The 24,930-nt window shown below is 62.1% G+C and carries 18 protein-coding genes, 1 pseudogene and 1 riboswitch; of the genes and pseudogenes, 8 read left to right on the top strand and 11 right to left on the bottom strand.

Annotated features, from left to right (window positions below):
• Positions 1–173 precede the first annotated feature (173 nt).
• Complete coding sequence (locus LOY50_RS04750; RefSeq protein ID WP_258690384.1) at positions 174–2,078, top strand: alkaline phosphatase D family protein; 1,905 nt, start codon at positions 174–176, stop codon at positions 2,076–2,078.
• Between the two features lie 108 nt (positions 2,079–2,186).
• On the opposite strand, the gene LOY50_RS04745 is transcribed toward LOY50_RS04750, so the two are convergent.
• The 5 genes from LOY50_RS04745 to LOY50_RS04725 form a co-directional block, all read right to left on the bottom strand.
• Positions 2,187–2,687, bottom strand: a complete 501-nt coding sequence (locus LOY50_RS04745) for a methylated-DNA--[protein]-cysteine S-methyltransferase (protein ID WP_253471669.1) — start codon at positions 2,685–2,687, stop codon at positions 2,187–2,189.
• Between the two features lie 174 nt (positions 2,688–2,861).
• Positions 2,862–5,597, bottom strand: a complete 2,736-nt coding sequence (locus LOY50_RS04740) for a LuxR C-terminal-related transcriptional regulator (protein ID WP_258690383.1) — start codon at positions 5,595–5,597, stop codon at positions 2,862–2,864.
• A 407-nt stretch (positions 5,598–6,004) separates the two neighbouring features.
• Positions 6,005–7,369, bottom strand: a complete 1,365-nt coding sequence (locus tag LOY50_RS04735; protein ID WP_258690382.1) for a DUF1329 domain-containing protein — start codon at positions 7,367–7,369, stop codon at positions 6,005–6,007.
• Positions 7,370–7,394: 25 nt separating this feature from the next.
• Positions 7,395–9,266: a DUF1302 domain-containing protein gene (locus LOY50_RS04730; protein ID WP_258690381.1), complete on the bottom strand. Its 1,872-nt coding sequence runs from the start codon at positions 9,264–9,266 to the stop codon at positions 7,395–7,397.
• 331 nt (positions 9,267–9,597) lie between these two features.
• On the bottom strand, positions 9,598–11,280 hold the full coding sequence (locus tag LOY50_RS04725) for a fatty acid--CoA ligase (protein ID WP_253471663.1): 1,683 nt from the start codon (positions 11,278–11,280) through the stop codon (positions 9,598–9,600).
• Between the two features lie 269 nt (positions 11,281–11,549).
• Here LOY50_RS04725 and LOY50_RS04720 point away from each other — a divergent pair, with 269 nt between their 5' ends.
• Both LOY50_RS04720 and LOY50_RS04715 read left to right on the top strand, forming a co-directional pair.
• Positions 11,550–12,464 (top strand): glycosyltransferase family 2 protein, encoded by a 915-nt coding sequence (locus tag LOY50_RS04720; RefSeq protein WP_253471661.1) that lies wholly within the window; start codon positions 11,550–11,552, stop codon positions 12,462–12,464.
• Positions 12,461–13,087 (top strand): CatB-related O-acetyltransferase, encoded by a 627-nt coding sequence (locus tag LOY50_RS04715; protein WP_258690380.1) that lies wholly within the window; start codon positions 12,461–12,463, stop codon positions 13,085–13,087. Before LOY50_RS04720 ends, LOY50_RS04715 begins: the two co-directional genes overlap by 4 nt.
• Before the next feature lie 44 nt (positions 13,088–13,131).
• Here the strand turns inward: LOY50_RS04715 and LOY50_RS04710 are convergent, their stop codons facing one another.
• Positions 13,132–13,761: a LysE family translocator gene (locus tag LOY50_RS04710; protein ID WP_072346960.1), complete on the bottom strand. Its 630-nt coding sequence runs from the start codon at positions 13,759–13,761 to the stop codon at positions 13,132–13,134.
• A 278-nt stretch (positions 13,762–14,039) separates the two neighbouring features.
• On the opposite strand from LOY50_RS04710, the gene LOY50_RS04705 reads away from it, so the two are divergent.
• The 3 genes from LOY50_RS04705 (at position 14,040) to LOY50_RS04695 (ending at position 16,882) form a co-directional block, all read left to right on the top strand.
• Complete coding sequence (locus LOY50_RS04705; RefSeq protein WP_258690379.1) at positions 14,040–15,005, top strand: 2-hydroxyacid dehydrogenase; 966 nt, start codon at positions 14,040–14,042, stop codon at positions 15,003–15,005.
• 33 nt (positions 15,006–15,038) lie between these two features.
• Entirely contained in the window at positions 15,039–16,037 is a 999-nt protein-coding gene (locus tag LOY50_RS04700) for a class I SAM-dependent methyltransferase (RefSeq protein ID WP_258690378.1), read from the top strand.
• A gap of 50 nt (positions 16,038–16,087) precedes the next feature.
• Positions 16,088–16,208: riboswitch (yybP-ykoY riboswitch) on the top strand.
• A gap of 89 nt (positions 16,209–16,297) precedes the next feature.
• Positions 16,298–16,882: a TMEM165/GDT1 family protein gene (locus LOY50_RS04695; protein WP_214511264.1), complete on the top strand. Its 585-nt coding sequence runs from the start codon at positions 16,298–16,300 to the stop codon at positions 16,880–16,882.
• Between the two features lie 126 nt (positions 16,883–17,008).
• Here LOY50_RS04695 and LOY50_RS04690 read toward each other — a convergent pair whose 3' ends face one another.
• Entirely contained in the window at positions 17,009–17,824 is an 816-nt protein-coding gene (locus tag LOY50_RS04690) for a M48 family metallopeptidase (RefSeq protein ID WP_214511263.1), read from the bottom strand.
• Between the two features lie 218 nt (positions 17,825–18,042).
• Here LOY50_RS04690 and LOY50_RS29055 point away from each other — a divergent pair.
• Positions 18,043–19,323: pseudogene (locus tag LOY50_RS29055) on the top strand (HAMP domain-containing protein); the annotation flags it as partial.
• A gap of 15 nt (positions 19,324–19,338) precedes the next feature.
• Positions 19,339–20,181: a methyl-accepting chemotaxis protein gene (locus tag LOY50_RS29050; protein ID WP_373557688.1), complete on the top strand. Its 843-nt coding sequence runs from the start codon at positions 19,339–19,341 to the stop codon at positions 20,179–20,181.
• Between the two features lie 198 nt (positions 20,182–20,379).
• On the opposite strand, the gene hisC is transcribed toward LOY50_RS29050, so the two are convergent.
• The 4 genes from hisC to murA all read right to left on the bottom strand — a co-directional run bounded on the left by hisC (position 20,380) and on the right by murA (position 24,925).
• Complete coding sequence (gene hisC / locus LOY50_RS04680; RefSeq protein WP_253471649.1) at positions 20,380–21,432, bottom strand: histidinol-phosphate transaminase; 1,053 nt, start codon at positions 21,430–21,432, stop codon at positions 20,380–20,382.
• Position 21,433: 1 nt separating this feature from the next.
• Positions 21,434–22,771 (bottom strand): histidinol dehydrogenase, encoded by a 1,338-nt coding sequence (gene hisD / locus LOY50_RS04675; RefSeq protein ID WP_212797519.1) that lies wholly within the window; start codon positions 22,769–22,771, stop codon positions 21,434–21,436.
• Between the two features lie 123 nt (positions 22,772–22,894).
• Positions 22,895–23,530, bottom strand: coding sequence for an ATP phosphoribosyltransferase (hisG, locus tag LOY50_RS04670; protein ID WP_053178222.1), 636 nt, complete (start codon positions 23,528–23,530; stop codon positions 22,895–22,897).
• A gap of 129 nt (positions 23,531–23,659) precedes the next feature.
• Positions 23,660–24,925 carry a UDP-N-acetylglucosamine 1-carboxyvinyltransferase gene (gene murA / locus LOY50_RS04665; protein WP_018614024.1) on the bottom strand — a complete coding sequence of 422 codons (1,266 nt, stop codon included), beginning with the start codon at positions 24,923–24,925 and terminating at the stop codon, positions 23,660–23,662.
• Positions 24,926–24,930 lie beyond the last annotated feature (5 nt).

Raw genomic sequence — 24,930 nt, 5'->3', positions numbered from 1 at the left:
ACACCGCGTTGTCAGGTTTTGGGGGCGCTGCGCGCCCCAGCGGGAGCAAGCTCCCTCGCCACAAAAGCAGGGTTGCCACAATGCCTCCCCGTCCCCAGCAACCCAGCAACCCAGCAACCCAGCACATTGCGTTATGATCCCCGCCTCTCCCTGAACAGAGCTTTTACCCACGAATGCTACCGTCCACCGCCGACACCCCCACCCTGCCCGCCGTCCTGGTCGGTCCACTGTTGCGACGGCTGGAGCCCACGCGGCTGGTGATGTGGCTGGTGGGCACGCGAGCATTGGCGTTGACGTTGCGCGTGGCCGGCGTGGGCGATCTTGCACTGGATGCGACGCGCTGCACCGTGGTGCCGGTGGGGCAGCGGGCGTTTGTGCACTTGATCGATGTACGGCTCGCCAGCCCCCTGCCCCGGGACGTGACGATTGACTACGACTTGCTGGTGGACGGCGCGCCCATCGCCGAATGGGCGCCGCATCTGCTGTATGACGGCGCACAGTGCCCGAATTTCATGCTGCATTCGCGCATCGAGCAACTGGTCCACGGCTCTTGCCGCAAACCCCATTACCCAGCCAACGACGGCCTGCTCTGCGTCGATCGGCTGTTGGCGCAAGCCCCTGAGCAACGCCCGGCATTGCTAATGATGAGCGGCGACCAGGTCTATGCCGACGACGTCGCCGGGCCCATGTTGCGGGCGATTCATGCGCTGATCGAACGCTTGGGACTGTTCGAGGAATGCCTGGACGGTGCCGTGGTGGAAGACAGCGCCAAGCTCTATCAGCACCCGGCCAGTTATTACCATCGTGCCGATTTGTTGCCCGCACTTGAGAGTAACGAAACCCTGCGCGAACGATTTTTCGGCGGGGCCCGCAAGCCGATTTTCACCAGCAGCAGCGCCGACAATCACCTGGTGACCTTCGCCGAGGTCATGGCGATGTACCTGCTGGTGTGGTCGCCCGTGCCCTGGACGTTGATCGCGGTGCTACCGCCCGAACTGACCGTGGAACGGCGCCAGCGCTACGACCTGGAACAGCAGCGCATCGAGGCGTTCAAGACCGGGCTGGGCGGCGTGGCGCGAGTGTTTGCGCACCTGTCGTGCCTGATGATTTTCGACGACCACGACATTACCGATGACTGGAACCTGTCTGCGCAGTGGGAGGAAACGGCCTACGGCCATCCGTTCTCCAAACGCATCATCGGCAATGCGTTGATCGCCTACATGCTCTGCCAGGGCTGGGGCAACAACCCGGATGCCTTCGCTGACGTGCTCCCGCAAACCTTGGCCCTGAGCGACACCGCCCGGGACCGTTACCTCGACAGCGAACCCCAGGACCAGCTGATCGACACCCTGCTGGGTTTCCAGCAATGGCATTACGTGCTGCCGAGCACCCCGGCCCTGGTGGTGCTCGACACCCGCACCCGCCGCTGGCGCAGCGAGAACAACCTCAAGCAACCTTCCGGCCTGCTGGATTGGGAAGCCCTGAGCGAGTTGCAGCAGGAATTGCTGGATCACCCGTCGGCGATTATCGTCTCACCGGCGCCGATCTTCGGTGTGAAGCTGATCGAGACTGTGCAGCGGGTGTTCAGTTGGTGCGGTTATCCGCTGCTGGTGGATGCGGAAAACTGGATGGCCCATCGCGGCGCTGCCCAGGTGATCCTGAACATTTTCCGCCACTCGCGTACGCCTGGTAATTACGTGGTGCTGTCCGGGGACGTGCATTATTCCTTCGTTTACGAAGTATTGATCCCACACCGCAAGGGCGGTCCGCGCATCTGGCAGATCACCAGCAGTGGCATCAAGAATGAATTTCCCCCTGCGCTGCTGGAATGGTTCGATCGCCTGAACCGCTGGCTCTATTCGCCGCGCTCGCCCCTGAACTGGTTCACCAAGCGCCGCAGCATGCGCATCGTCCCCCACACCCCGGAACACGCCGAGGCCGGTGAGCGGCTGTGGAACAGCGCCGGCATTGGCCAGGTGTTCTTCAATGAACAGGGGCAGCCCGCGAAGATCTACCAGCACAACGCCAACGGCCAACCGCCGACGCGGATGCTGCCGCCCAAATCCCCACCAGCCTGAAATCTGTGGGAGCGAGCTTGCTCGCGATGACGGCGGCATGATCAGTATTTTCGCAAGCTGACACTCCGCTATCGCGAGCAAGCTCGCTCCCACAGGAGAGGTGGCAGGTCAGAACGCCAATTGCAGGCTCTGCTGGCCTTCAAGGCTGAGCAGCAACTGTTTCGCCGCCAGGCCGCCAGCGAAGCCGGTAAGGCTGCCGGAGCTGCCGATGACTCGGTGACACGGGGCGATGATTGAGATGGGGTTGCGGCCATTGGCGGCGCCGACCGCCCGGACCGCCGTCGGTTGGCCAATCTGGATGGCGATGTCGCGGTAGCTGCGGGTTTCGCCAAAGGGGATCGTCAACAGGGCTTGCCAGACCCGCACCTGGAAATCAGTGCCCGCGAAGTCCAGCTCCAGCTCGAAACGACGGCGCTGGCCGGCGAAGTATTCCAGCAACTGACGCTCGGTTTCCTTGAGGACCGGATGCTGGGTGTCCTCCTCCAAAGGCCCCAGCCGCACCCGATTGAGCCGCTCGTTTTCCCAGAGGATGGCCGCCAGCCGTGTCTCCCGGGCGACGAGGATCAGTTGGCCGACGGGGGATTGGATGGTTTTGTACTGGGGCAACATCGAGGGATTCCTTGTCAAAGCCTTTGTGGCGAGGGAGCTTGCTCCCGTTGGGTTGCGAAGCGACCCTACACTTGGCACCGCGGTGTGTCAGGTTATTAGTTGGGGGGCTGCTTCGCAGCCCAGCGGGAGCAAGCTCCCTCGCCACAGATTTTTCTCACCGCTCCCAAACCTTGCTCAGCCCAACAACCCCAACGCCTTCGCCCGCGCCACCGCCTGGGTGCGGCGCTCGACGCCGAGTTTGCTGTTGATGTGGCTGGCGTGGGTCTTGACGGTGTGCAGCGAGATAAACAACTGCTCGCTGATTTCCTGGTTCGAGCACCCTTGGGCAATCAACTGCAACACCGCCCGCTCGCGACTGCTGAGGGTTTCGACCGGCGCCGCCGGGTCGGCAGGCTGGGCCACCGTCGAGGGCAGGCGTTCGAGCAGGTGCTCGCGCAAGGTACTGGGCGGTGCTTGCAGCAGCTGTTCGCGCAACCATTCACGGTGCTCGCCGAACAACCACTCGAAGGGCTGCAATACTCCGCCGCTGGCAGCTTCGAAAGCCTGGGCCAGGGTGCGACGGGCTTCGGGTTCACGCCCTATGCTCAGCAGCAAGTCGACTTTCTGATTGAGCGCCATCACGCTGAGCATCTGCCGGCCACTTTGCTGACCGTGTTCAAGCAAGGCATCGAGCCGTCCTTGCGCGAGTAGCGGTTGGCCTCGGATGGACTCCAGCACCGCCTGTTGCAACTCGACATGCAGCGGCAGTTGCGGGTGGAATTCCGGTGGTGCGGCGGCCCGTTCGCCCGTGTAGGTCTGGCCCAGCCGGGCCAGCCAGGCTTCGGCCAGGTCGGTGCGGCCCTGGGCCAACCAGAGTTCGCACTTGACCAGGGTGATCATCGCCAGATAGTAGATCGGCGGAACGTCCCAGATATGCATCAGCCGCTCGGCTTCCGCCAGTTCGGCGAAGGCCCGGGCGAACTCGCCGCTGTAGCCTTCGATACGCGCGATCACGCAATGGCCGATCAGCACGCTGATGTCGCGGCAGGCGCGGGCTTCGGTGAGACCCGCCTGTAGCCGCGCAAGGCCAACCTGGGGCTGCATGCGCAAGGTCAGCAAAAAACCTTCGTACATGATCAAGCGCGCCCGCACCGCATAAAGCCGCTGGGGCGACAGCTTGTGCAAACGTTGCAGGCCTTGGTGCACTTCATCCAGCGCCCGCAGGATCTCTCCCCGCGCCTGCAGGACCCGGGCACGATCGTAATGGGCCAGGGCCTCGAACAGTGGATTACCGACCCGCTGCGCCAGCTCCAGGGAATCGCGGTTCAGGTTCCGGGCGCGCCACAGGTCGCCGTCGGCAATCGCCAGGTTCGACAGTGTGGACAGGCACATCAGGCGCTGGCCGTAGCGTTTTTGCGGCAGGCTCTCCAAAGCTTCGCTGCAATACCGCACGGTGGCCTCGCGATCCCCCCGGCCACGGGCGACGATCCCACTCAGGGCCAGCCATTGGGCGAGCATGGATTTTTGCGCAGTGGCCGAGGGGGCCGGCAGGAAACGACTCAAGTGCGCCGCCAGCTCTTCGGCAGCGTCCAACTGGCAGGCCAGCCCCAACGCCCAGCTGTAGAGCACGATCAGTCGCGGAGTGCTGATGAGCAGGCTGTCGGGCAAGTCCATTTTCCAGCGCAGCAACATGCCGACGTTCTGCTCGGCCAGCAGTTGCTCCTCCGAGAGGTTCTGCACCAGGTTCGCCGCCACGTCCAGGTGCCCGGCCCGCAGCGCCTGCTCCACGGCTTCGTCGATCAGGCCCTGGGCGTTGAACCAGCGACAGGCCCGCAGGTGCAGGGTCGCGGCCGGGACCATGGCCGGTGCGCTGGGGCGACTGCGCAGCAGGTCGGAAAACAGGTGGTGGTATCGGTACCAATGGCCGTGCTCGTCCAGCGGTACCAGGAACACCTGGTGGGCCGCCAGGTAACGGAGGATTTCGGCGCTGTCATGGGCCTCGCGCACCGCGTCGCACAGTTCGCTGCAAAAGCGCTCCTGAGGGGCCGTGTCGTAGAGAAATGCCTGCACCTCGGCGGGCAGGCAGTCGATGACCTCTTCAAGCAGATAATCGCGAATCAGCCCTTCGCCGCCGTGCAAGGCCTGGGGCAGCAGGCCTTCGGGACCGGCTTCGGAGGCGGCCAGCAACCAGAAACGCAACCCGGCCACCCAACCTTCGCTGCGCCGGATAAGATTTTCCAGCGCCTCACCGCGCAACGAACTGCTGTGATGCTGAAGCAGGGTCAAGGCTTCGTCATGGGTCAGGCGCAGGTCCTGCTCATTGAGTTCGAGCAGTTGCCGCGACAGGCGCAGGCGCGCCAGATGCCAGTCCGGGCGCTGGCGGCTGGTGACGAGGACCAGCAACCCGTCGGGCAGGTGATTGAGGAAAAATTGCAGGCAGCGATCCAGTACCGGGCTTTGGGCCAGGTGGTAATCGTCGAGCACCAGCAACAAGGGCTCATGAGGCGATAAGTGCGTGGACAGTTCGTCCAACAGGCCGTCGAGCCATTCTTCGAAGGCAAAGGGTTGATGACGCTGACGCATTTTCAGCAGCCCCAGCGCCCGACCGCCCAGTTGCGGGAAAAAGGCCTGGAGCCCTTCGAGCAACCGTTCAAGGAAGCGGCCTGGATCGTTGTCCCGGGCGCTGAGCCCCAGCCAGAGGCTTTGCCAATGGGCCGGCAGGCTCTGGCAGAACTCCACCGCCAGGGAGCTTTTACCGAACCCCGCCGGGGCACTGACCAACAGCAACCGGCCTCCGAGCCCTGCGCTCAAACGCTCGCACAACCGCGGCCGCACGACATGGCCGTCGGGCAAGGGCGGGCGGTAGAAACGCCCGTCCTGTACCGCGATGGCTGCGCGGGCAGAATCCGGAAGTGAAGACAAATCAGTCATGGCCGGCTCTTGTTGAAAGGCGGGTGGCGGCGTTGCAGATGTCCGCAGACTAGCGGTAAACGAGGAGGTATTGAAGGGAGTGCTACAAATGGCTACAAAAAGACTACAAGCCGACCGACTTGAAAAAACTCAGGCAGCCACCGCTCTTGCTCCCGCTGGGTTGTAGGAGCTGTGTAGGAGCTGTCGAGTGAAACGAGGCTGCGATCTTTCCCCAGACACTTGAATCTCAAAGCGAAAGATCAGGATCAAAAGATCGTCCGAACGCGGCCCGAGCCTTCGCCAGCTCCTACAGAGTCCAGCGGGAGCAAGCTCCCTCGCCACAGGGTTTTGTGTTGACTGATCGAACAAAAAAAAGCCCCGAACCAGTCGGGGCGTTTCTTCGAGGATGCGGCCTCGGGTAAAGCGGTTTAGCGGATGCCGTCCTGACGCAGGGCGTTCGGGGTGAAATCGGCGGTGGTGGCGGTGAAGCCGAAGTCGTAGGCCGATTTCTCTTCATTCTTCATGCCCAGTGCCAGGTAGCGGCCGGACTGCAGGTCGTAGAGGGTTTCCAGGGCGTACCACGGCACTTGCTTGTCGTAGTAGTTCTCGGCATGGGCCTCGGCCACGCGCCACAGTTGGCCACGGCCGTCGTAGTGGTCGATCACCGCAGCTTGCCAGGTGTCTTCATCGATAAAGAAGTCACGCTTGGCGTAGATGTGGCGCTGGCCTTCCTTCAGCGTCGCGGTCACGTGCCAGACACGACGCAGCTCGTAGCGTGCCAGGTCCTGGTTGATGTGGCCGGCCTTGAGGATGTCGGCGTACTTGAGTTGCGGCGAATCGATCTTGTAGCTGTTGGAGGCGATGTACAGCTCTTTCTTGCCTTCCAGCTTCCAGTCGTAGCGGTCCGGCGCGCCGTTGTACATGTCCAGGTTGTCGGAGGTACGCAGGCCGTCGGCGGCGGTACCCGGGCCGTCGTAGGACACTTGCGGGGCACGGCGCACACGGCGCTGGCCGGCGTTGTAGACCCATGCCGAACGCGGTTCCTTCACCTGGTCGAGGGTTTCGTGCACCAGCAGCACACCACCGGCCAGGCGCGCCGGCGCGGTCACTTGCTGCTTGAAGTAGAACAGGATGTTGCCAGGGTTGGCCGGATCGAAATCCTTCATCTTGTCGCGGAACACGAACTGGTCGCGGAAGTACACCAGGCTGTACGAACCGTTGGGCTGTGGAGTGGCCTGGGTGACCAGGCGCGTCACGCTGCCGCCACGATAGCGGGTGATGTGGTTCCAGATGACTTCCACGCCGCTCTGGGGAATCGGGAACGGCACAGCCGTCTCGAAGTTTTCCAGGCCGTTGCCGCCGGAGACCAGCTTGGTGTTGACCGCGTTTTTCTTGATGGAGGCGAACACCTCGTCCGGCACGGTCGCACCGCGATGGGTCGGATAGACCGGCATCTTGAAGGTTTCCGGATAACGCTTGAACATCGCGTACTGGCCCGGCGCGAGCTTGTCCTTGTACTGGTCGACGTTCTGCGCGGTGATGGTGAACAGCGGTTTTTCACTGGCGTATGGGTCGGCGAGGAAGCCCTTGCTGTCCACGGAGCCGGCATTCTTGGCCATGGCTTTCCAGGCCGAGATCGAGCCGTCGGCATTGCCGGCCATCTCGGCGCCCATCGGTGTCAGGCTCTTGCCGAGTTTATCGGCCTCGGCCGCAGGCACTGCCGCCATGACGCTGGCGGCCATCAGGGAGAGCCCCAGAACACCGGCCTGCAACAGATTCTTTGTTATTTTCATAGTGTGTCGTCCTGAAATACGGTGCTTAGAAGGTCACGCCGACGCTGAGCGCCAGGAAGTCACGATCGTTCACAGTGCTGAAGTCGCCACCAAAGAAGTTGGTGTAGGCCAGGCTGGCGTTGTAGGTGTTCTGGTACTCGGCATCCAGCCCGAGGCTGACCGCTTTGCGGCCTTCTTCGAAGTTGCCACCAGGGCCTGGCGAGTAGCCTTTGACGTCATGGGACCAGGCCACGTTGGGCTTGAGGTTCACACCCGCGAAGACGTCCGGGTATTCCCAGATGGCGCGCGCGCGGTAGCCCCAGGAGGTGGAGGTGGTGAAGCCGTCGTTGTTGCAGTTGCTGTTCACGTCGTTGATGGTCTGGCCGCCACCTGCGGCGGTAGCGCCGTTGAGCCTGTCACAGGCTCCGGCGGGCAGTTGACCCGGACCAAAGACAGGGTCACGACCGTAGCGAACGTCCGACTTGCTTTCCAAGCCTCCAACATGAGTAACGCCGACTTCACCTACCAGTGTGAGGCGACTGGCGCCCATGACCTGATCCAAGAAGTGGGTGAAGGTGGTCTGGAACTGAGTGATTTCCTTGCGGCGATAACCATGCAGATCCTGGCCTGGCACACCCGTGAGCAGCGACGCATTGCCCAACGTAGGACCACCGAGCGGGCGAACGCCGGCGAACAGGATATCGGTGGTGCTCAATTGCACCGGTGCATTCGGGCGATAGCTCAATTCACCGCTCCACGCCGTACCGGTAGGCAGCGTCGTGGAGAAGCTCAGGCCGTAGAGGCGAATGTCTTCCGGATATTCGACGAAATATTGCGAGTTGCCTGCAACCAGCAGAGGCGCCAGTCCGGCAAACGGAGGGGGCAATCCTGCAGCTATGTTGTAGACCGACTGCGAGGCACCCGTGGCACTGAAAATCGGCGCACGACTGTGGTAGTTCATGAAGTAGGCACCGAACTCGGTGTCCAGCGGCTCGAACATGTACTTCAACGAAGCGCCCCACTGACCACTGTCACGGGCGTCGCGATCCGGCCCGCGGCGTACCAGTACGCCTTCTTCGTTGACGTCGACACCCAGTGCGGCCGCTGGGCCCAACGCGGCGGCTGGGAGCGTGGAACGCTTGCTCAACACCCGCAAATTATCGGTACACCCATCAGCAATCACATCCGGCTGGGAAAAGAACGTACCGCAGTTATCCACAACGGTCTGGTCCCACTCCAACTGGTAGAAAGCTTCAGCCGACAAATTATCGGTCAGGCTCTGGGACACATAGAACATGTTGACCGGGATCAGGCCTTCCTTGATCTCGGCACCAGGGCGACGGAACGCGGACACGTCGACCGGGTTGATGGAGTTGATGCCGCCCTGGATGAAGGTACTTTCACCCCAGCTGACCACTTGTTTGCCCAGGCGGACCGAACCCGGCTGATCGGCGATGGCGTAGTTGTGGTAGACGAATGCATCGAGAATCTGTCCGCCGGAGGACTTGGCGCCTTCCTTGCGGTTGTTGTCGCTGATGTCCTTGTACAGGCGGTTTTCGTCCTTGAGTTCGAAGTCGTACCAGTACTTGCCGCGCACGAACACGCCGGTATCGCCGTACTTCAGTTCCAGGTCATGGATGCCCTTGAAGATCTTCGAGAAGGTTTCCCCGCGCTTGAAGTTCAAGTGGCCGTCATCGGAGGTCTGCGACAAACCCTTGCCGCCATTGTTGACACCGATCAGGTCCTTGTTGGCGTTGGCCGTGGACCAGCTCGCGCCGACCGACAGGGACGAGTCGAACTGGCCTTCGATTTCACCGATGTTGAAACTGACGCCGAATGCTGGCCCGGCGAGCGAAGAGGCGAGACTGACCGCCAGAGGCAGTTTTGCCCGGCGCCAGAACGTGGTTGCTGAGGTCATCGACGCTACTCCATGTGCATTATTGTTATGGCAGTGGACATTTCAAGAACACCTCGATGGCTGGGAGCGGCAGCGTCCCGACATCCATCAAGGTCGCATCGCCCTTTCGTGCGTGCGCCCCGTTCCTGAGAATCCGTGAGCGGACTATAGCCAGCAGGTAGTACGGCTTGATCCCTCTAAAGTGTGATTTGCAGCCCTCAACCACTCTGGAACAGTCCTTTCGCCAGGCCGACAGGTGTCGGCACGGCAAGGATGGCTGAAATTTGCGGTTTGACAAGTCAAGCGCTTGCTTGGTGGGGCTGCCGTGCCCTTTCGGGCACGGTAAAAAGGCCTAAAGCGTGGAGAGGAAGGTGCTGTTGTTGCTCTGCCATTCGGTGATGTCGACGCGGATGCGCTTTTTGTCGAGCTTGCCGACGCTGGTCTTGGGAATTTCCGTAACAAGGGCTATCTGGCTCGGGATCGCCCACTTGCTCAAGTGCCCCAGCTCGACGAACGGCTTGAGGTGTTCCTTGAGTTCACGAGCCCCGATCTGATGCCCTTCGCGAATCACCAGCAGGGCAAACGGCCGCTCGCCCCACTGCGGATCGGGAATGCCGACCACTGCTACTTCGCGTACCGCCACGTGACGGCTGATGAGGTCTTCCAGGTCCAGGGAGGAGATCCATTCGCCACCGGTCTTGATCACGTCCTTGATGCGATCACGGATGTCGATGAAGCCCATGTTATCCAGCGTGGCGACGTCACCGGTGTGCAGCCAGCCTCCGGCCCAGAGCTCGGCGCCCTTCTGCGGCTCGTTGAAATAGCCCTCGGTGAGCCACGGCGCGCGCAGTACCAGTTCGCCCTGGGTCTCGCCGTCGGCCGGCAGGAAACGCCCCTCGGTGTCGACGATCGCCGCTTCCACCAGCGGGCCCGGCACACCGGCCTTGATCCGGTAGGTGGTGCGTTCGTCTTCGCTGCCGGCCATCAGTTCATCGTTGAGGTGGGCACAGGACACCAGCGGGCCGGTTTCCGACATGCCATAGGCGGCAGTGAGCTGGATGCCCCGGGCCTTGGCCGCTTCGTACAGGCTGCGATTCAGGGCGCTGCCACCGATGACGATTTTCCAACCGCCGAAATCGGTGTCCTGGGCCCCCTTGGAATTGAGGACCATTTGCAGGATGGTCGGCACGCAATGGGAAAAGGTGACCTTTTCCTTGCGCCACAGCTGGACCAGGAATTCGGGATCGTAGCGCCCCGGGTAAACCTGCTTGAGCCCGAGCATGGTCGCGACATAGGGCAGGCCCCAGGCGTGGACATGGAACATCGGCGTGATGGGCATGTACACGTCGTTGGTGCCCAGCAACCGCACGCTGTCGATAGACCCCATGATGGTCGCCACGCCCATGGTGTGCAGCACCAGTTGCCGATGGGTGAAGTACACGCCCTTGGGGTTGCCGGTGGTGCCGGTGGTATAGAACGTGGTGGCGACGGAGTTTTCGTCGAAATCCTGGAAGTCGTAGGTAGGGGCGGCGGCGGCCAGCAGTTGCTCGTATTCACCCACCAGGTTCGGCAAGTCGGCGGTTTTTTCCGGCAGGTCGGTCAGCAGCAGGGTCTTGTCCACCGTGGTCAGGTGCCCGGCAATCGCCTGGTACAAGCCGACGAACTCGCTGTTGACCAGCACGAAGCGGTCCTCGGCGTGGTTCATGGTGTAGAGGATCTGTTCCGGTGACAGGCGCACATTGATGGTGTGGATCACCGCACCGATCATCGGGATCGCGAACATGCATTCCAGGTAGCGATGGCTGTCCCAGTCCATCACCGCCACGGTATCACCGGCCTTGACCCCCGCCTCGGTCAACACGTTGGCCAGCCGCGCGACCCGTTCGATCAGCGTCGGATAGCTGTAGCGCAACTGGTCACGGTAGATGATCTCGCGGGTTTTCTCGTAACGCGTGCCGGACATCAGCAGCCGCTTGATCAGCAGCGGGTATTGATAGGCGCCTTCGGCTGGAGGAATAACGCGAGTCTGCAACATAAGAGTCCCTTTTCTGACTGCACGGTCTTGGCTGGAAGTTAGCACTCTAGAGCGCTTATACACCGATCAAATCAGCCAAAGGAATGATTTGATTGGCACGCAAATACTAGCCTTGGGCCATCCCTCGCAGGGTTTCGCAAACCTTGCGGAGCCAAACCTTGTCAGATCGGGATCCAACAGCGAGCATAGGTATCAGGCTAGTTACAAAAACCTGTGGGAAAAATGCCCTGGCAGGTTTCCAGCATGCCACCACTTTTTGGCAGAGAATAATGAACAACGAACCGACCTCATCCCAGGCCACCGAGCCTCAGGGTGCGCCACTTGTGTCGATCGTGGCCCCTTGCTACAACGCCGAGAAATACCTGGAAGAAGCGATCCACAGCCTCTTTGCCCAGGATTACCGGAACCTTGAGGTCATCGTGGTCGACGACGGCTCCACCGACAACAGCCTCGTCATGCTGCGGCAGTTGCAGCAAACCTACGATTTCCAGCTCTACTCTCAGGAGAACCAGGGCGTCAGTGCGGCACTCAACCACGGGCTGAAGTATGCCAAGGGCACTTATGTCGCAACCCCGGACCTTGACGATGTGATGTTGCCCCATTCGATCCGGGTCCGTGCCCAATACCTGGACGAGCATCCGCAGGTGGGCTGTGTCGGCGCGCTGGTCATCTACATGGACAGCGAGGGCCGGACCATCAAGGAGCAACAGCGCGACCACATCAAGGTGCATACCTTCGATGATCTGCTGCGCGACGCCACGGTCATCGGCGCACCCACGGCCCTGTATCGCATGAGCACCCTGCAGCACGCCGATTTTTATGATCCGCAGCTAAGGGTCCAGGATTTCCAGATCACCCTGCGGATCGCCCGCCTGGGGTATGCAATCCATGAATTACCGATCAGCGTCACGCGCTATCGGCGCCACCCCAATAACCTGTCAAGGAAATACCGCTTGATGCTCAAGTCGGACCTGCAGGCCATCGAGCCCTATCGGGACCACCCCGCCTACGAGTCGGCCCGCACGGTGCTGGTGCACAAAGCGCTGAAGTACGCCGTAGTCGAAGACCGGAAGGAAGCCTGGCAACTGTTGCGCAGCATCCCGTGGCGTCACTGGAACAAAACCAGTTTCAAGCGCTTCAAGCGACTGGTCTTGCGATGGCCGATGACAAGGTTCCAATCATGAAATTCTTGCAGAAACTCAAGGAGCGAAAGGAGCGAAAGGAGCGAAAGCACCTCAGGCGTCTGGAGAAACTCGAAAGAGCGCCGGAAAAGATCCGTCTGCGCTATCCCAAATACCAGGTCGGGGTGGGCACGTATGGCATTCCCGAGGTGATGGAGTTCGGCGACGACACGACGCTCAAGATCGGCTCTTATACGTCGATCGCCCAAGGGGTGAAGATCCTGTTGGGCGGAGGGCATCGCACGGACTGGATCAGCACGTTTCCATTTCCACTGATGATCGACGAAGCCCGGGACATTCCCGGCAGCAATCCGACCAAGGGCGACGTGGTGATTGGCAGCGACTGCTGGATCTGCGCTGGAGCGATGATCCTGTCGGGCGTGACCATCGGCCATGGCGCCGTGGTCGCGGCCGGGGCGGTAGTGACACGCGATGTCGAGCCTTATGCCATGGTGGGTGGCAACCCGTGCCGGTTCATTCGCTGGCGCTTCGAGGAACCCGTGCGTCAGGCCCTGCTTGAGTCGGCCTGGTGGGCGTGGCCGACGGAGGAAGTCAAGGCGGTGTCGCCACTGCTATGCAATGACAACATCGACGCTTTCATGGATTACGTCCGCCAACGGCATTGATCGCCCCACATCCGCATGGGGCGATCGCAGGAAAGGCGAAACGGTCAATGCGCCTCGGTAAACGCCAGCTTCACCCCAATGGCGACGAGCACCGCGCCCATGGTCCGGTCGAACCAGTGGCCCATGCGCGCAAAACCGGCGCGCACCCGTTGCTGGCTGAACAGCAGCGCCACCAGGCAGAACCAGGCAGCCGTCGCAACCGCCAGGTACACACCGTAACCGGCCTGGACGGCCAACGGCGTGTGTGGGTTGATCACCACGGTGAACAGCGACAGGAAAAACAGCGTCGCCTTGGGGTTCAGGCCATTGGTGACGAAGCCCGAGGTGAACGCGCCGCGAGGGGTACGCTCACCGGCCTCTTTGTGCAGGTTGTCCTCGGTGGGCTTGGCCGGTTGCGCCCGCAGTGCCTTGAAGCCGATGTACAGCAGGTACGCGGCGGCGGCCCATTTCAGCGCGTTGAATAGCACGATCGATTGCGACACGATCAGGCCGATACCCAACAGCGAATACCCTACATGCAGGAAAATCGCCGTGCCGACGCCCAGCGCCGTCCAGGTCCCGGCACGCCGGCCATGGGTCACGCTTTCGCGCACCACCACGGCAAAATCCGGCCCGGGGCTGGCAACGGCCAGCAGGTGGATCAGGGCGACGGTGAGGAATTCGGTGAGGTACATGGTGGAGCTCCTTGCGACAAGCTTTTGTTGGATGAAATCCCGTGGCGAGGGAGCTTGCTCCCGCTCGACTGCGTGTAGGAGCTGACGAGTGCAACGAGGCTGCGATCTTTCCCCAGACACTTGAATCTCAAGCGAAGATCAAAAGATCGCAGGCTTCGCCAGCTCCTACAGAGCCCAGCGCTTGCGCCCTCGCCACAGGTATACGCCGCCATGGCCACATTTCATCTGATAGGCTCGCCACATTACGCCTTCGGTTCTTCACATAAAAGGTACAGCTGATGACGAACACCGCTCGTGCAGTTTTCCTCGACCACCCTTCCCTGGACCTCGGCGACCTGGACCTGGGCCCGCTGCGCAGCTGCTTCAGTGACCTGCAACTGTTCGCCCGGACCACGCCGGACCAGGTCATCGAGCGGCTCAAAGGCGCCACCGTGGCGATCACCAACAAAATCGTGATCGATGCACAGGCCATGGCGGCCAGCCCCGAACTGAAGCTGATCCTGATCAGCGCCACCGGCACCAACAATGTCGACCTGGCCGCCGCCCGCAGCCATGGCATCACGGTGTGCAATTGCCAGGGTTACGGCACACCGTCGGTGGCCCAGCACACCATCATGCTGTTGCTGAACCTGGCGACGCGCCTGGCCGATTATCAAAAAGCGGTGGGTGAAGGTCGCTGGCAAGAGGCTTCGCAGTTCTGCCTGCTGGATTATCCGATTGTCGAACTGGAAGGCAAGACCCTGGGCTTGCTGGGCCATGGTGAATTGGGCAGTGCCGTCGGGCGGCTGGCCGAAGCCTTTGGCATGCGTGTGCTGCTGGGGCAGATCCCCGGGCGCCCGGCCCGCCCCGACCGCTTGCCGCTGGAGCAGTTGTTGCCGCAAGTCGATGCCTTGACCCTGCACTGCCCGCTCAACGAGCACACTCGGAACTTCATCGGCGCCCGCGAACTGGCGCAGCTCAAGCCCGGTGCCTTCGTGGTCAACACCGCCCGTGGCGGCCTGATCGACGAACAGGCCCTGGCCGAAGCCCTGCGCAACGGTCACTTGGGGGGCGCCGCCACCGACGTGCTCAGCGTGGAGCCGCCGGCCCAAGGCAACCCGCTGCTGGCCGGCGATATTCCACGCTTGATCGTCACACCGCACAACGCCTGGGGCAGCCGCGAGGCACGGCAACGGATCGTCGGGCAAATGAGCGAAAACGCCCAGGGCTTTTTCAGCGGTACAGCGCGGCGTGTCGTCAGTTGATAAACTGCCGCACTTTTTTTCAAGGAGCAGACCATGGATCCGCGCAGTGAAGTACTGCTTCGTCAGGCCGAGTTATTCCAGGGTTTGGTCTTGCTGGCCGGCCTGCCCGCCGATGACCTGCTCGGCCGTTTGCCAGAGGCCCATGGCTGGTGCTGGCACGCTGGTGATCAGGCCGCGCTGGACGCTCGCTTCCCCGAGCGCAGCCACTTTGGCGTGAACATACCCGAGCGTGGGTTCGACACGGCCGTGGTGTTCCTGCCCAAGGCCAAGGACCTGACCGACTACATCCTCAATGCCGTGGCGGCGCGCCTGGCCGGGCGCGAGGTGTACCTGGTGGGGGAAAAGCGCAGCGGCATCGAAGGCGCGTCCAAGCAGCTCAACCCGTTCGGCAAGCCACGCAAGCTCGACAGTGCGCGGCATTGCCAACTGTGGCAGGTCACCGTCGCCAACGCGCCCGAGGCCAAGTCCCTGGAAAGTCTGGCCCAGACCTACGAATTGCCCCTGGCCGAAGGCCCGTTGAAGGTCATCAGCCTGCCGGGGGTGTTCAGCCATGGTCGCCTGGACCGCGGCAGTGCGCTGCTGTTGGAACACCTGGATAAACTGCCCAGCGGGCATTTGCTGGACTTCGGCTGCGGTGCCGGGGTGCTGGGGGCCGCGGTCAAGCGGCGCTATCCGCACAACACCGTCACCCTGTTGGACGTGGACGCATTTGCCGCCGCCAGCAGTCGCCTGACCCTGGCCGCCAACGGCCTGGAGGCCGAGGTGCTGACGGGTGACGGCATCGACGCCGCGCCGATGGGCTTGAGCGCGATCCTGAGCAACCCACCGTTCCATGTCGGCGTGCACACCGATTACCACGCCACGGAAAACCTGCTGCGAAAAGCCGCCAAACATCTGAAAAACGGTGGTGAACTGCGGCTGGTTGCCAATAGTTTCCTCAAGTACCAGCCACTGATCGAGGAGCATCTGGGCGTCTGCGCCATCAAGGCCGAAGGCCAGGGCTTTCGCATCTACCGGGCCAAGCGCGGTTGAAATCTTTTAGGCAACAGCACTTGCTCAATCGGATTTGCCTAGGCAGAATCCGCTCCGTCCTAGGGGAGTAGTCTCCCGCGAGCGCCATGCTCGCCCGGCATACGTCAACATACTTGGTCAGCAGACCATGGCGTATGCGGCCCAAGCGTCCACGCAGATGGTCGCTGGGTTTGACAAGACCTATGACACGCACACCTTACCCGGGGCGGGAAGGCTGTACGTGTCATAGCCGTGTCGACCCGCCCCTTTAGGAATTCCTGATGCTGGACTCACTCCTCGTACCTACCGCTATCGTTGCGCTGGCCGAAATCGGCGACAAGACGCAATTGCTCGCACTTATCCTGGCCGCTCGCTTTCGCAAGCCCTGGCCGATCATCGCCGGCATCATTGCTGCAACACTCGCCAACCACGCAGCCGCCGGGGCAGTAGGGGCCTGGGTCAGCGGATTTTTCTCCAATGCGGTGTTGCACTGGATACTGGCGGCAAGCTTCACGGCCACGGCGCTGTGGACCCTGGTCCCGGACAAACTGGACGATGAGGAAGCGAACACGGCCCGCAAGTTCGGGCCGTTCCTGACCACGCTGATTGCGTTCTTCCTGGCGGAAATCGGCGACAAGACGCAGATCGCCACGGTGATGCTCGCCGCGCAATACCCGGAGTTGTGGTTGGTGATCATCGGCACCACCGTGGGCATGTTGATTGCCAACGTGCCGGTGGTCCTGGCGGGCAATTTCGCCGCCGAGAAGCTGCCCCTGGCCCTGATCCGCCGCCTGGCCGCCTCGGCATTCTTCGTCCTGGCGATCGTGGCGGTGTACAAGGCGATGCAGAGCAGTGGGTGGGTTTGAGGCTGTTGTGGCGAGGGAGCTTGCTCCCGCTCGGTTGCGCAGCGACCGCAAGATTTTGGGGCCGCTTCGCAGCCCAGCGGGAGCAAGCTCCCTCGCCACAAAAACAGTTTCACAGCATGATGAGGCTTACTTCTTGGCCTGCTGATAAAGCGGCATCACCTTCGGAATCGCCGCCTGCAACGAAGCGATACGGCTGCTCGACGACGGGTGGGTGCTCATGAATTCCGGCGGCGCGCCTTCCGAGGCCTTGGCCATCTTGTTCCACAAGGTGATCGCCGCGTTCGGGTCGTAGCCGGCGCGGGCGGCCAGTTCGAGGCCGATCAGGTCGGCTTCGTTCTCGTTGCCACGGCTGTTGGGCAAGGTCATGCCATAGTTGGCGACGGTGTCGGCCAACGCCAGGCTGTCCTGGCCCAGGCCGAACAAGGCACCAGCGCCCTGCTTGGCCATCTCGATGCCATAGGCCTTGGACATCGCTTCGCGCCCGTGCTCGCGCAGGGCGTGGGCGATTTCGTGGCCCATGACCGCGGCGATTTCAGCGTCGGTCAGCTTCAACTTGTCGATCAGGCCGGTATAGAACATGATCTTGCCGCCAGGACCGCAATTGGCGTTGAGCTCATCGCTCTTGATCAGGTTCACTTCCCATTTCCACTGCGCCGAATCCGGGCGAAACACGGGCGCCTGGGCGATCAAGCGGTCGGCAATGGCCTGGATGCGCTTGGCTTCGTTGCTGGTCTTGTCCAGCGCGCCCTGGGCGCTCGCCTCACCCATCGTCTTTTGATAGGACTGGGCGTACATCTGGTTGACCTCATCGGTCGACAGCATGCTGAACATGTACTGCTTGCGTTCCACGCCCACGGCTCCGCCGCTGGTGGTATTGACCGACTGGCAACCGGTGAGCAGCAGAGCCGCGCTCAGAGCACTCACCATCAATGTCTTGTTCATGTAAAAAAAGCTCCCTGGAAACGTGGGCGTATCCTAGGCCTTGATTTGTATCGGCGCCAGATACATAACGAAGGATTACAGATTTTTCGGACAGACCCCACACAGTCCATTTGCGACACCTACGCAGCTAAAACAGTCACCCGACGAACAACGCCTCATGCCGCGCCATAGAAACGCCGATAACGGCTCCAGACGTCACTTTCGCGTCCGGAGCCTTTATGAAATTCAGATCGATCCAGTTTTCCGTAGCCGCCCTGGCCGGTGCCATCGTGCTCAGTGTGGTGGGCGCCCTGGTGCTGTACGCGCTGTTTGCCGGCGCGCGCACCCAGGACATGGTGCAACAGCGGACCAAGGCGCAGTTCGAACAACTCATCGAACAACGCCTCACTGCCCTGGCCCGCACCCAGGCGAGCCTGATCCAGCGGGAACTGGAAGCCCCGCTGCTGCTCGCCCGCGGCCTGGCCATCAGCAACGCCTTGATGGGCATGAACGGCACGGACGGCAACCCGCAATTGAAGGTGCCCCGCGAGCAAATGATCAGCCTGTTGCGCGAAACCGTGGTGCGCAACCCGAAGATCCTCGGTGCCTACATCGCCTGGGAACCGAACGCCATCGACCATGACGACGCCAACTATGTGAACAGCCAGGTGGTGGGCATGGAAACCAATGGGCGTTTCCTGCCGTGGTGGTTCCGTAACCAGGACGGCTCCCTGGGCCTGGAAAAACTCGCCGACGTGACCGACCAGAAACTGCTTTCCACCGGCATCCGCGCCAGTGAGTACTACCTGTGCTCGCAGGACAGCAAGAAAGCCTGCGTGATCGACCCGGCGCCCTATCGCGTTGGCAGCACGATGACCATGCTCGCCTCGTTCATCGAGCCGATCATGATCGATGGCAAGTTCCAGGGCATCGTCGGCGCCGACCTGTCAGTGAACTTCATCCAGGACATGCTCGTGGCCGCCGATGGCAAGTTGTACGACGGCGCAGGGGAGATGGCCTTGCTCTCCAGCAACAATCGACTGGTTGCCTTCACCAAGGACCCGAGCAAACTCGGAGAAAAGGCCAGCGACCTGCTGGACGCCAGTGCACTGGATAATCTCGCCAAGCTGGGCGCCGGCGAAGTGCGCTATGACATCGACGAAGAACACGGGCATATCGAGGTGTACATGCCGTTCGGCATCGGCGAAACCAACGCCCGCTGGACGCTGATGTTGCAGCTGCCGCTGAACGCGGTCATGGCCGACCTGCAAGCGCTGCAAAAAGACCTCGACCATCAGCGCCAGGCCGACATCTTCGGCATGGCGATAGTCGGCCTGGTGATTGCCGGCATCGGTCTGCTGGTGATCTGGCTGGTGGGCCACGGCATTGCCCGGCCACTCAAGCAGATGGTGGCGATGCTCGATGACATCGCCCAGGGCGAAGGCGACTTGACCCGTCGCCTGGTCAGCGACCGCGCCGATGAACTGGGGGCGATCGCCAGGGGCTTCAACACCTTCCTGAGCAAGTTGCAGGGCATGATCACCCAGGTGGTGACCTCGGTGCAGAGCGTCAGCGATTCGTCGGAGCACACCGCCGATATCGCGATCCGCACCAACCAGGGCGTGCACAAGCAGATGTCGGAGATCGATCAAGTCGCCACTGCCGTGCACGAAATGACCGCCACCGCCCAGGACGTGGCCCGTAATGCGACCCAAGCCGCCCAGGCCGCCAGCCATGCAGACCAGGCTGCCAGCCAGGGCATGCAGATCGTGCGGGACACCTCCACCTCCATTGGTGCCCTGGCTGTGGAAATCGGCAAGGCGGTGGGCGTGGTACAGACCCTGGCCAAGGACAGCGAGAACATCAACGCGATCCTCACCGCCATCCGCGGAATTGCCGAGCAGACCAACCTGCTGGCCCTCAACGCGGCCATCGAAGCCGCCCGAGCCGGTGAACAGGGCCGTGGTTTCGCGGTAGTCGCCGATGAAGTGCGCAACCTGGCGCAGAAGACGCAACAGGCGACCGAAGAAATCCAGACGATGATCCAACAGTTGCAACAAGGCACCCGGGACGTGGTGCGGGTGATGGAAGACAGTCAGAACCGCACCGACGAAAGCGTGCAGCATGCGGCGAAAGCGGCCCAGGCCCTGGAAACGATCACCCAGGCCGTGTCGGTGATCAACGACATGAACACCCAGATCGCCAGCGCCGCCGAGGAACAAAGCGCCGTAGCCGACGACATCAACCGTAACGTGATCAACATTGGGCAAGTGGCGAACGAAGTCGCCAGCGGCGCCGACGAATCCAGCGCGGCCAGCGCCGGGTTGACCAAACTGGCGGAGCAGCAGCGGCGGTTGATCAATCAGTTCAGGGTCTGATCCAAAGGCCCAATCGCGAGCAAGCTCGCTCCCACAGGGGGAAGTGCACTGGAACGCCGATCTTGTGAACACCCCAAAACAACTGTGGGAGCGAGCTTGCTCGCGATAGCGTCGGATCAGCCAACATTGAAGTAACTGACACACCGCCTTCGCGAGCAAGCTTTGCTCCCACAGACTCCCACAGGTTCAACGCAGGGTTTAGAGTTCGCCGAGGGCTTCTACCAGCGCTTGGTTCTGCTCCGGTGTGCCGATGCTGATCCGCAGGAACTGGGCAATCCTCTCCTGTTTGAAGTGCCGCACGATCACACCCTGCTCGCGCAGTTTCGCCGCCAATCCTGCCGCATCGTGTCGGGGGTGGCGGGCGAAGATGAAGTTGGCCGCCGAGGGCAGCACTTCAAAGCCCTTGGCTTGCAGTTGGGCCACGACCCATTCACGGTGCTCGATGACCAACTGGCAGGTCCGGTCGAAATGCTCACGATCATCGAACGCCGCCGCGCCGCCGACATTCGCCAGGCGATCCAGCGGGTAGGAGTTGAAGCTGTTCTTGATCCGCTCCAGCGCTTCGATCAGGTCCGGATGGCCCACCGCCAGGCCCACGCGCAGCCCCGCCAGGGAACGGGACTTGGACAGGGTCTGGGTCACCAGCAGGTTCGGATAGCGATCCACCAGGCTGATGGCCGTCTCGCCGCCGAAGTCGACATAGGCCTCGTCGACCACCACCACCGAATCCGGGCTGGCCTTGAGGATCTGCTCGACCGCTTCCAGCGCCAGCAGGCAACCGGTCGGCGCGTTCGGGTTGGGGAAAATGATCCCGCCATTGGGTTTGGCGTAGTCTGCCGGGTCGATCTGGAATTGCGCATCCAGCGGCACCGCATCGAACTGGATGCCGTACAGCCCGCAATACACCGGATAGAAGCTGTAGCTGATGTCCGGGAACAACAGCGGTTGGTCGTGTTGCAACAAACCGTGAAAAATGTGCGCCAGCACTTCATCCGAGCCGTTACCCAGGAACACCTGGTTGCTCTGCACGCCGTAATAGCGGGCCACGGCGCCTTTCAGCAGGTCGCTGTTGGGGTCCGGATACAGGCGCAGGTTGTCGTTCAGCTCGGTCTGCATCGCCGCCAGGGCCTTGGGCGACGGGCCGTAGGGGTTTTCGTTGGTGTTGAGCTTGACCAGCCGGGTCAGCTTCGGCTGTTCACCCGGCACGTAGGGCACCAGGTTCTTGACGAACGGGCTCCAGAATTTACTCATTTCAGTTCCCCTGCCCTTCAATGGATGGCTCGTCAAGAATGCGGTACTCGGCACTGCGCGCGTGGGCGCTCAGCGATTCGCCACGGGCCAGCACCGAAGCGGTCTTGCCCAGTTCGGATGCGCCCTGCTCGGAGCAGAAGATGATCGACGAACGTTTCTGGAAGTCATACACCCCCAGCGGCGACGAGAAGCGCGCGGTGCCGGAAGTCGGCAGCACGTGATTGGGGCCTGCGCAGTAGTCACCCAGGGCCTCACTGGTGTGGCGACCCATGAAGATCGCACCGGCGTGACGGATCTGCGGCAACCAGGCCTGCGGGTCGGCGACCGACAATTCCAGGTGTTCCGGCGCGATGCGGTTGGCGACTTCGATGGCCTGCTCCATGTCGCGGACCTTGATCAGCGCACCACGACCGTTGATCGAGGTGTTGATGATCTCGGCGCGGTCCATGGTCGGCAGCAGCTTGTCGATGCTGGCGGCGACCTTGTCGAGGAACTCGGCGTCCGGGCTGACCAGGATCGCCTGGGCGTCTTCGTCGTGCTCGGCCTGGGAAAACAGGTCCATGGCGATCCAGTCCGGGTCGGTCTGGCCGTCGCACACCACGAGGATTTCCGAAGGGCCGGCGATCATGTCGATGCCGACCTGGCCAAACACGTGGCGCTTGGCGGTGGCGACATAGATGTTGCCCGGCCCGACCACCTTGTCGACCCGCGGCACGCTTTCGGTGCCATAGGCCAGCGCAGCCACGGCCTGGGCACCACCGATGGTGAACACCCGGTCCACGCCAGCGATGCAGGCGGCGGCCAGCACCAGTTCGTTGATTTCACCGCGCGGGGTGGGGACGACCATGACCACTTCGGTCACGCCGGCGACCTTGGCCGGGATGGCGTTCATCAGCACCGAGGACGGATAGGACGCCTTGCCGCCCGGCACGTACAGGCCGGCGCGGTCCAGCGGCGTGACCTTCTGGCCCAGCACGGTGCCGTCGGCTTCGGTGTAGCTCCAGGAGTCCTGTTTCTGCCTTTCGTGATAGTCGCGCACCCGGGACGCGGCTTTTTCCAGGGCTTCGCGCTGGGGCACGGTGATCCGGGTCAGGGCCAGTTCCAGGCGCTCGCGCGGCAGGATCAGGTCGGCCATGGACGCCACTTGCAGGCCGTCGAACTTCTGGGTGAATTCCACCAGGGCCGCATCGCCACGCTCGCGCACAGCCTTGATGATGTCCAGCACCCGCTGATTGACCGAGTCGTCAGACACGCTTTCCCAGCTCAGCAGATGATCCAGATGATGTGCGAAATCCGGGTCGGCAGCGTTGAGACGGCGAATCGAAGTGGGAGCGGTCATAGCGAGGGCCTCATTAATGGCAAATGCTCAGGCGCCCTAAGCTACCAGTCCATTCGCGTGGGCACCTGAGAAAATTGGCTATGACACGGATAGACGGGCGCGACTCAAGGTCGCGCAGGTGAATCAGCCGCGGTGTCGCGATTCCACTGCCTTGCGCAGGGTATCGATCAGAGCCTGGATACGGGCGTGCTGCATTTTCATCGAAGCCTTGTTGACGATCAGCCGGGAGGTGACGTCAGCGATGAAGTCCTGGGGTTCCAGGCCATTGGCCCGCAGGGTGTTGCCGGTGTCGACCACGTCGATGATCTTGTCCGCCAGGCCGATCAGCGGCGCCAGCTCCATCGAACCGTACAACTTGATAATGTCGACCTGACGACCCTGCTCGGCGTAGTAACGCTTGGCAATGTTGACGAACTTGGTCGCCACGCGCAAACGCCCCTTGGGCTCCGGCGCGCCGACTTTACCGGCGGTCATCAGCTTGCAGCGGGCGATCTGCAGGTCCAGGGGCTCGTACAGGCCCTGGCCGCCGTATTCCATCAGCACGTCCTTGCCGGCAACGCCCAGGTCGGCGGCGCCATGTTCCACGTAGGTCGGCACATCGGTGGCACGCACGATCAGCAAGCGCACATCGGCCTGGGTCGTGGGGATGATCAGCTTGCGGCTCTTGTCCGGATTCTCGGTCGGCACGATGCCCGCTTCAGCCAGAAGCGGCAGGGTGTCGTCAAGGATGCGGCCCTTGGACAGTGCGATGGTCAACATGGGAAACGTCAGTCCTTATCAAGGTACTCATGCCCGGTCGCAAGCGGCGCCGGACACACATCGAGGGTGCAAACACCCTCGACCTGAAACGAAATCAACAGGCACATCCTTGTGCCTATGCAACCGGAACTAGCCCGGTACGCGGCGGATCTTGGCGCCGAGCATCTGCAGTTTTTCTTCGATGCACTCATAGCCACGGTCGATGTGGTAGATGCGATCGATCAGGGTATCGCCTTCGGCAACCAGGGCCGAGATCACCAGGCTGGCCGAGGCCCGCAGGTCGGTGGCCATCACTGGCGCGCCCTTGAGTTTCTCGGTGCCAGTAACGATGGCGGTGTTGCCTTCGACCTGGATCTTGGCGCCCATGCGGTGCAGTTCGTAGACGTGCATGAAACGGTTTTCGAAGATCGTCTCGATCACAGCGCCCGTGCCTTCGGCAATGGCGTTGAGGGAGATGAACTGCGCCTGCATGTCGGTCGGGAACGCCGGGTACGGAGCGGTCCGCACGTTGACGGCTTTTGGCCGCTTGCCGTGCATGTTCACTTCGATCCAGTCTTCGCCGCAGGTGACTTCGGCACCGGCTTCCTTGAGTTTCTCCAGGACGGCTTCAAGGATGGTCGGATCGGTGTCCTTGACCTTGACGCGGCCACCGGTGACCGCAGCGGCCACCAGGTAGGTGCCGGTTTCGATCCGGTCCGGCATCACTTTGTAGGTGGCCGAATGCAGGCGCTCGACGCCATCGATGGTGATGGTGTCGGTGCCAGCGCCGCTGATCTTGGCGCCCATGGCGATCAAAAAGTTCGCCAGGTCGACCACTTCAGGCTCGCGCGCGGCGTTTTGCAGCACGCTGCGGCCCTTGGCCAGTGCGGCGGCCATCATGATGTTCTCGGTCCCGGTCACGCTCACGGTATCGAAGAAGAAGTGCGCGCCGCGCAAGCCGCCTTCCGGCGCCTTGGCCTTGATGTAGCCGCCTTCGACGTCGATCACCGCGCCCATGGCTTCCAGGCCGCGAATGTGCAGGTCCACCGGACGCGAGCCAATGGCGCAACCGCCAGGCAAGGCAACTTCGGCTTCACCAAAGCGCGCGACCATCGGGCCCAGCACCAGGATCGACGCACGCATGGTTTTCACCAGTTCGTACGGGGCGATCAGGGTCTTGATGGTGCGCGGGTCGATCTCGACGCTGAGCTTCTCGTCGATCACCGGCTCAATGCCCATGCGACCGAACAGCTCGATCATCGTGGTGATGTCGTGCAGGTGCGGCAGGTTGGCCACGGTCACCGGGCCATCGCACAGCAGGGTCGCGGCCAGGATCGGCAGGGCGGAGTTCTTTGCCCCGGAAATACGGATTTCGCCATCAAGACGAACGCCGCCGGTAATAATCAGTTTATCCATAAGAA

It is taken from the genome of Pseudomonas sp. B21-010 (assembly GCF_024749325.1).
Lineage (GTDB): Bacteria > Pseudomonadota > Gammaproteobacteria > Pseudomonadales > Pseudomonadaceae > Aquipseudomonas > Aquipseudomonas kilonensis.
The sequence above is the reverse complement of the archived record's forward strand: the minus strand, read 5'-3'. Positions and strand labels throughout refer to the sequence as shown.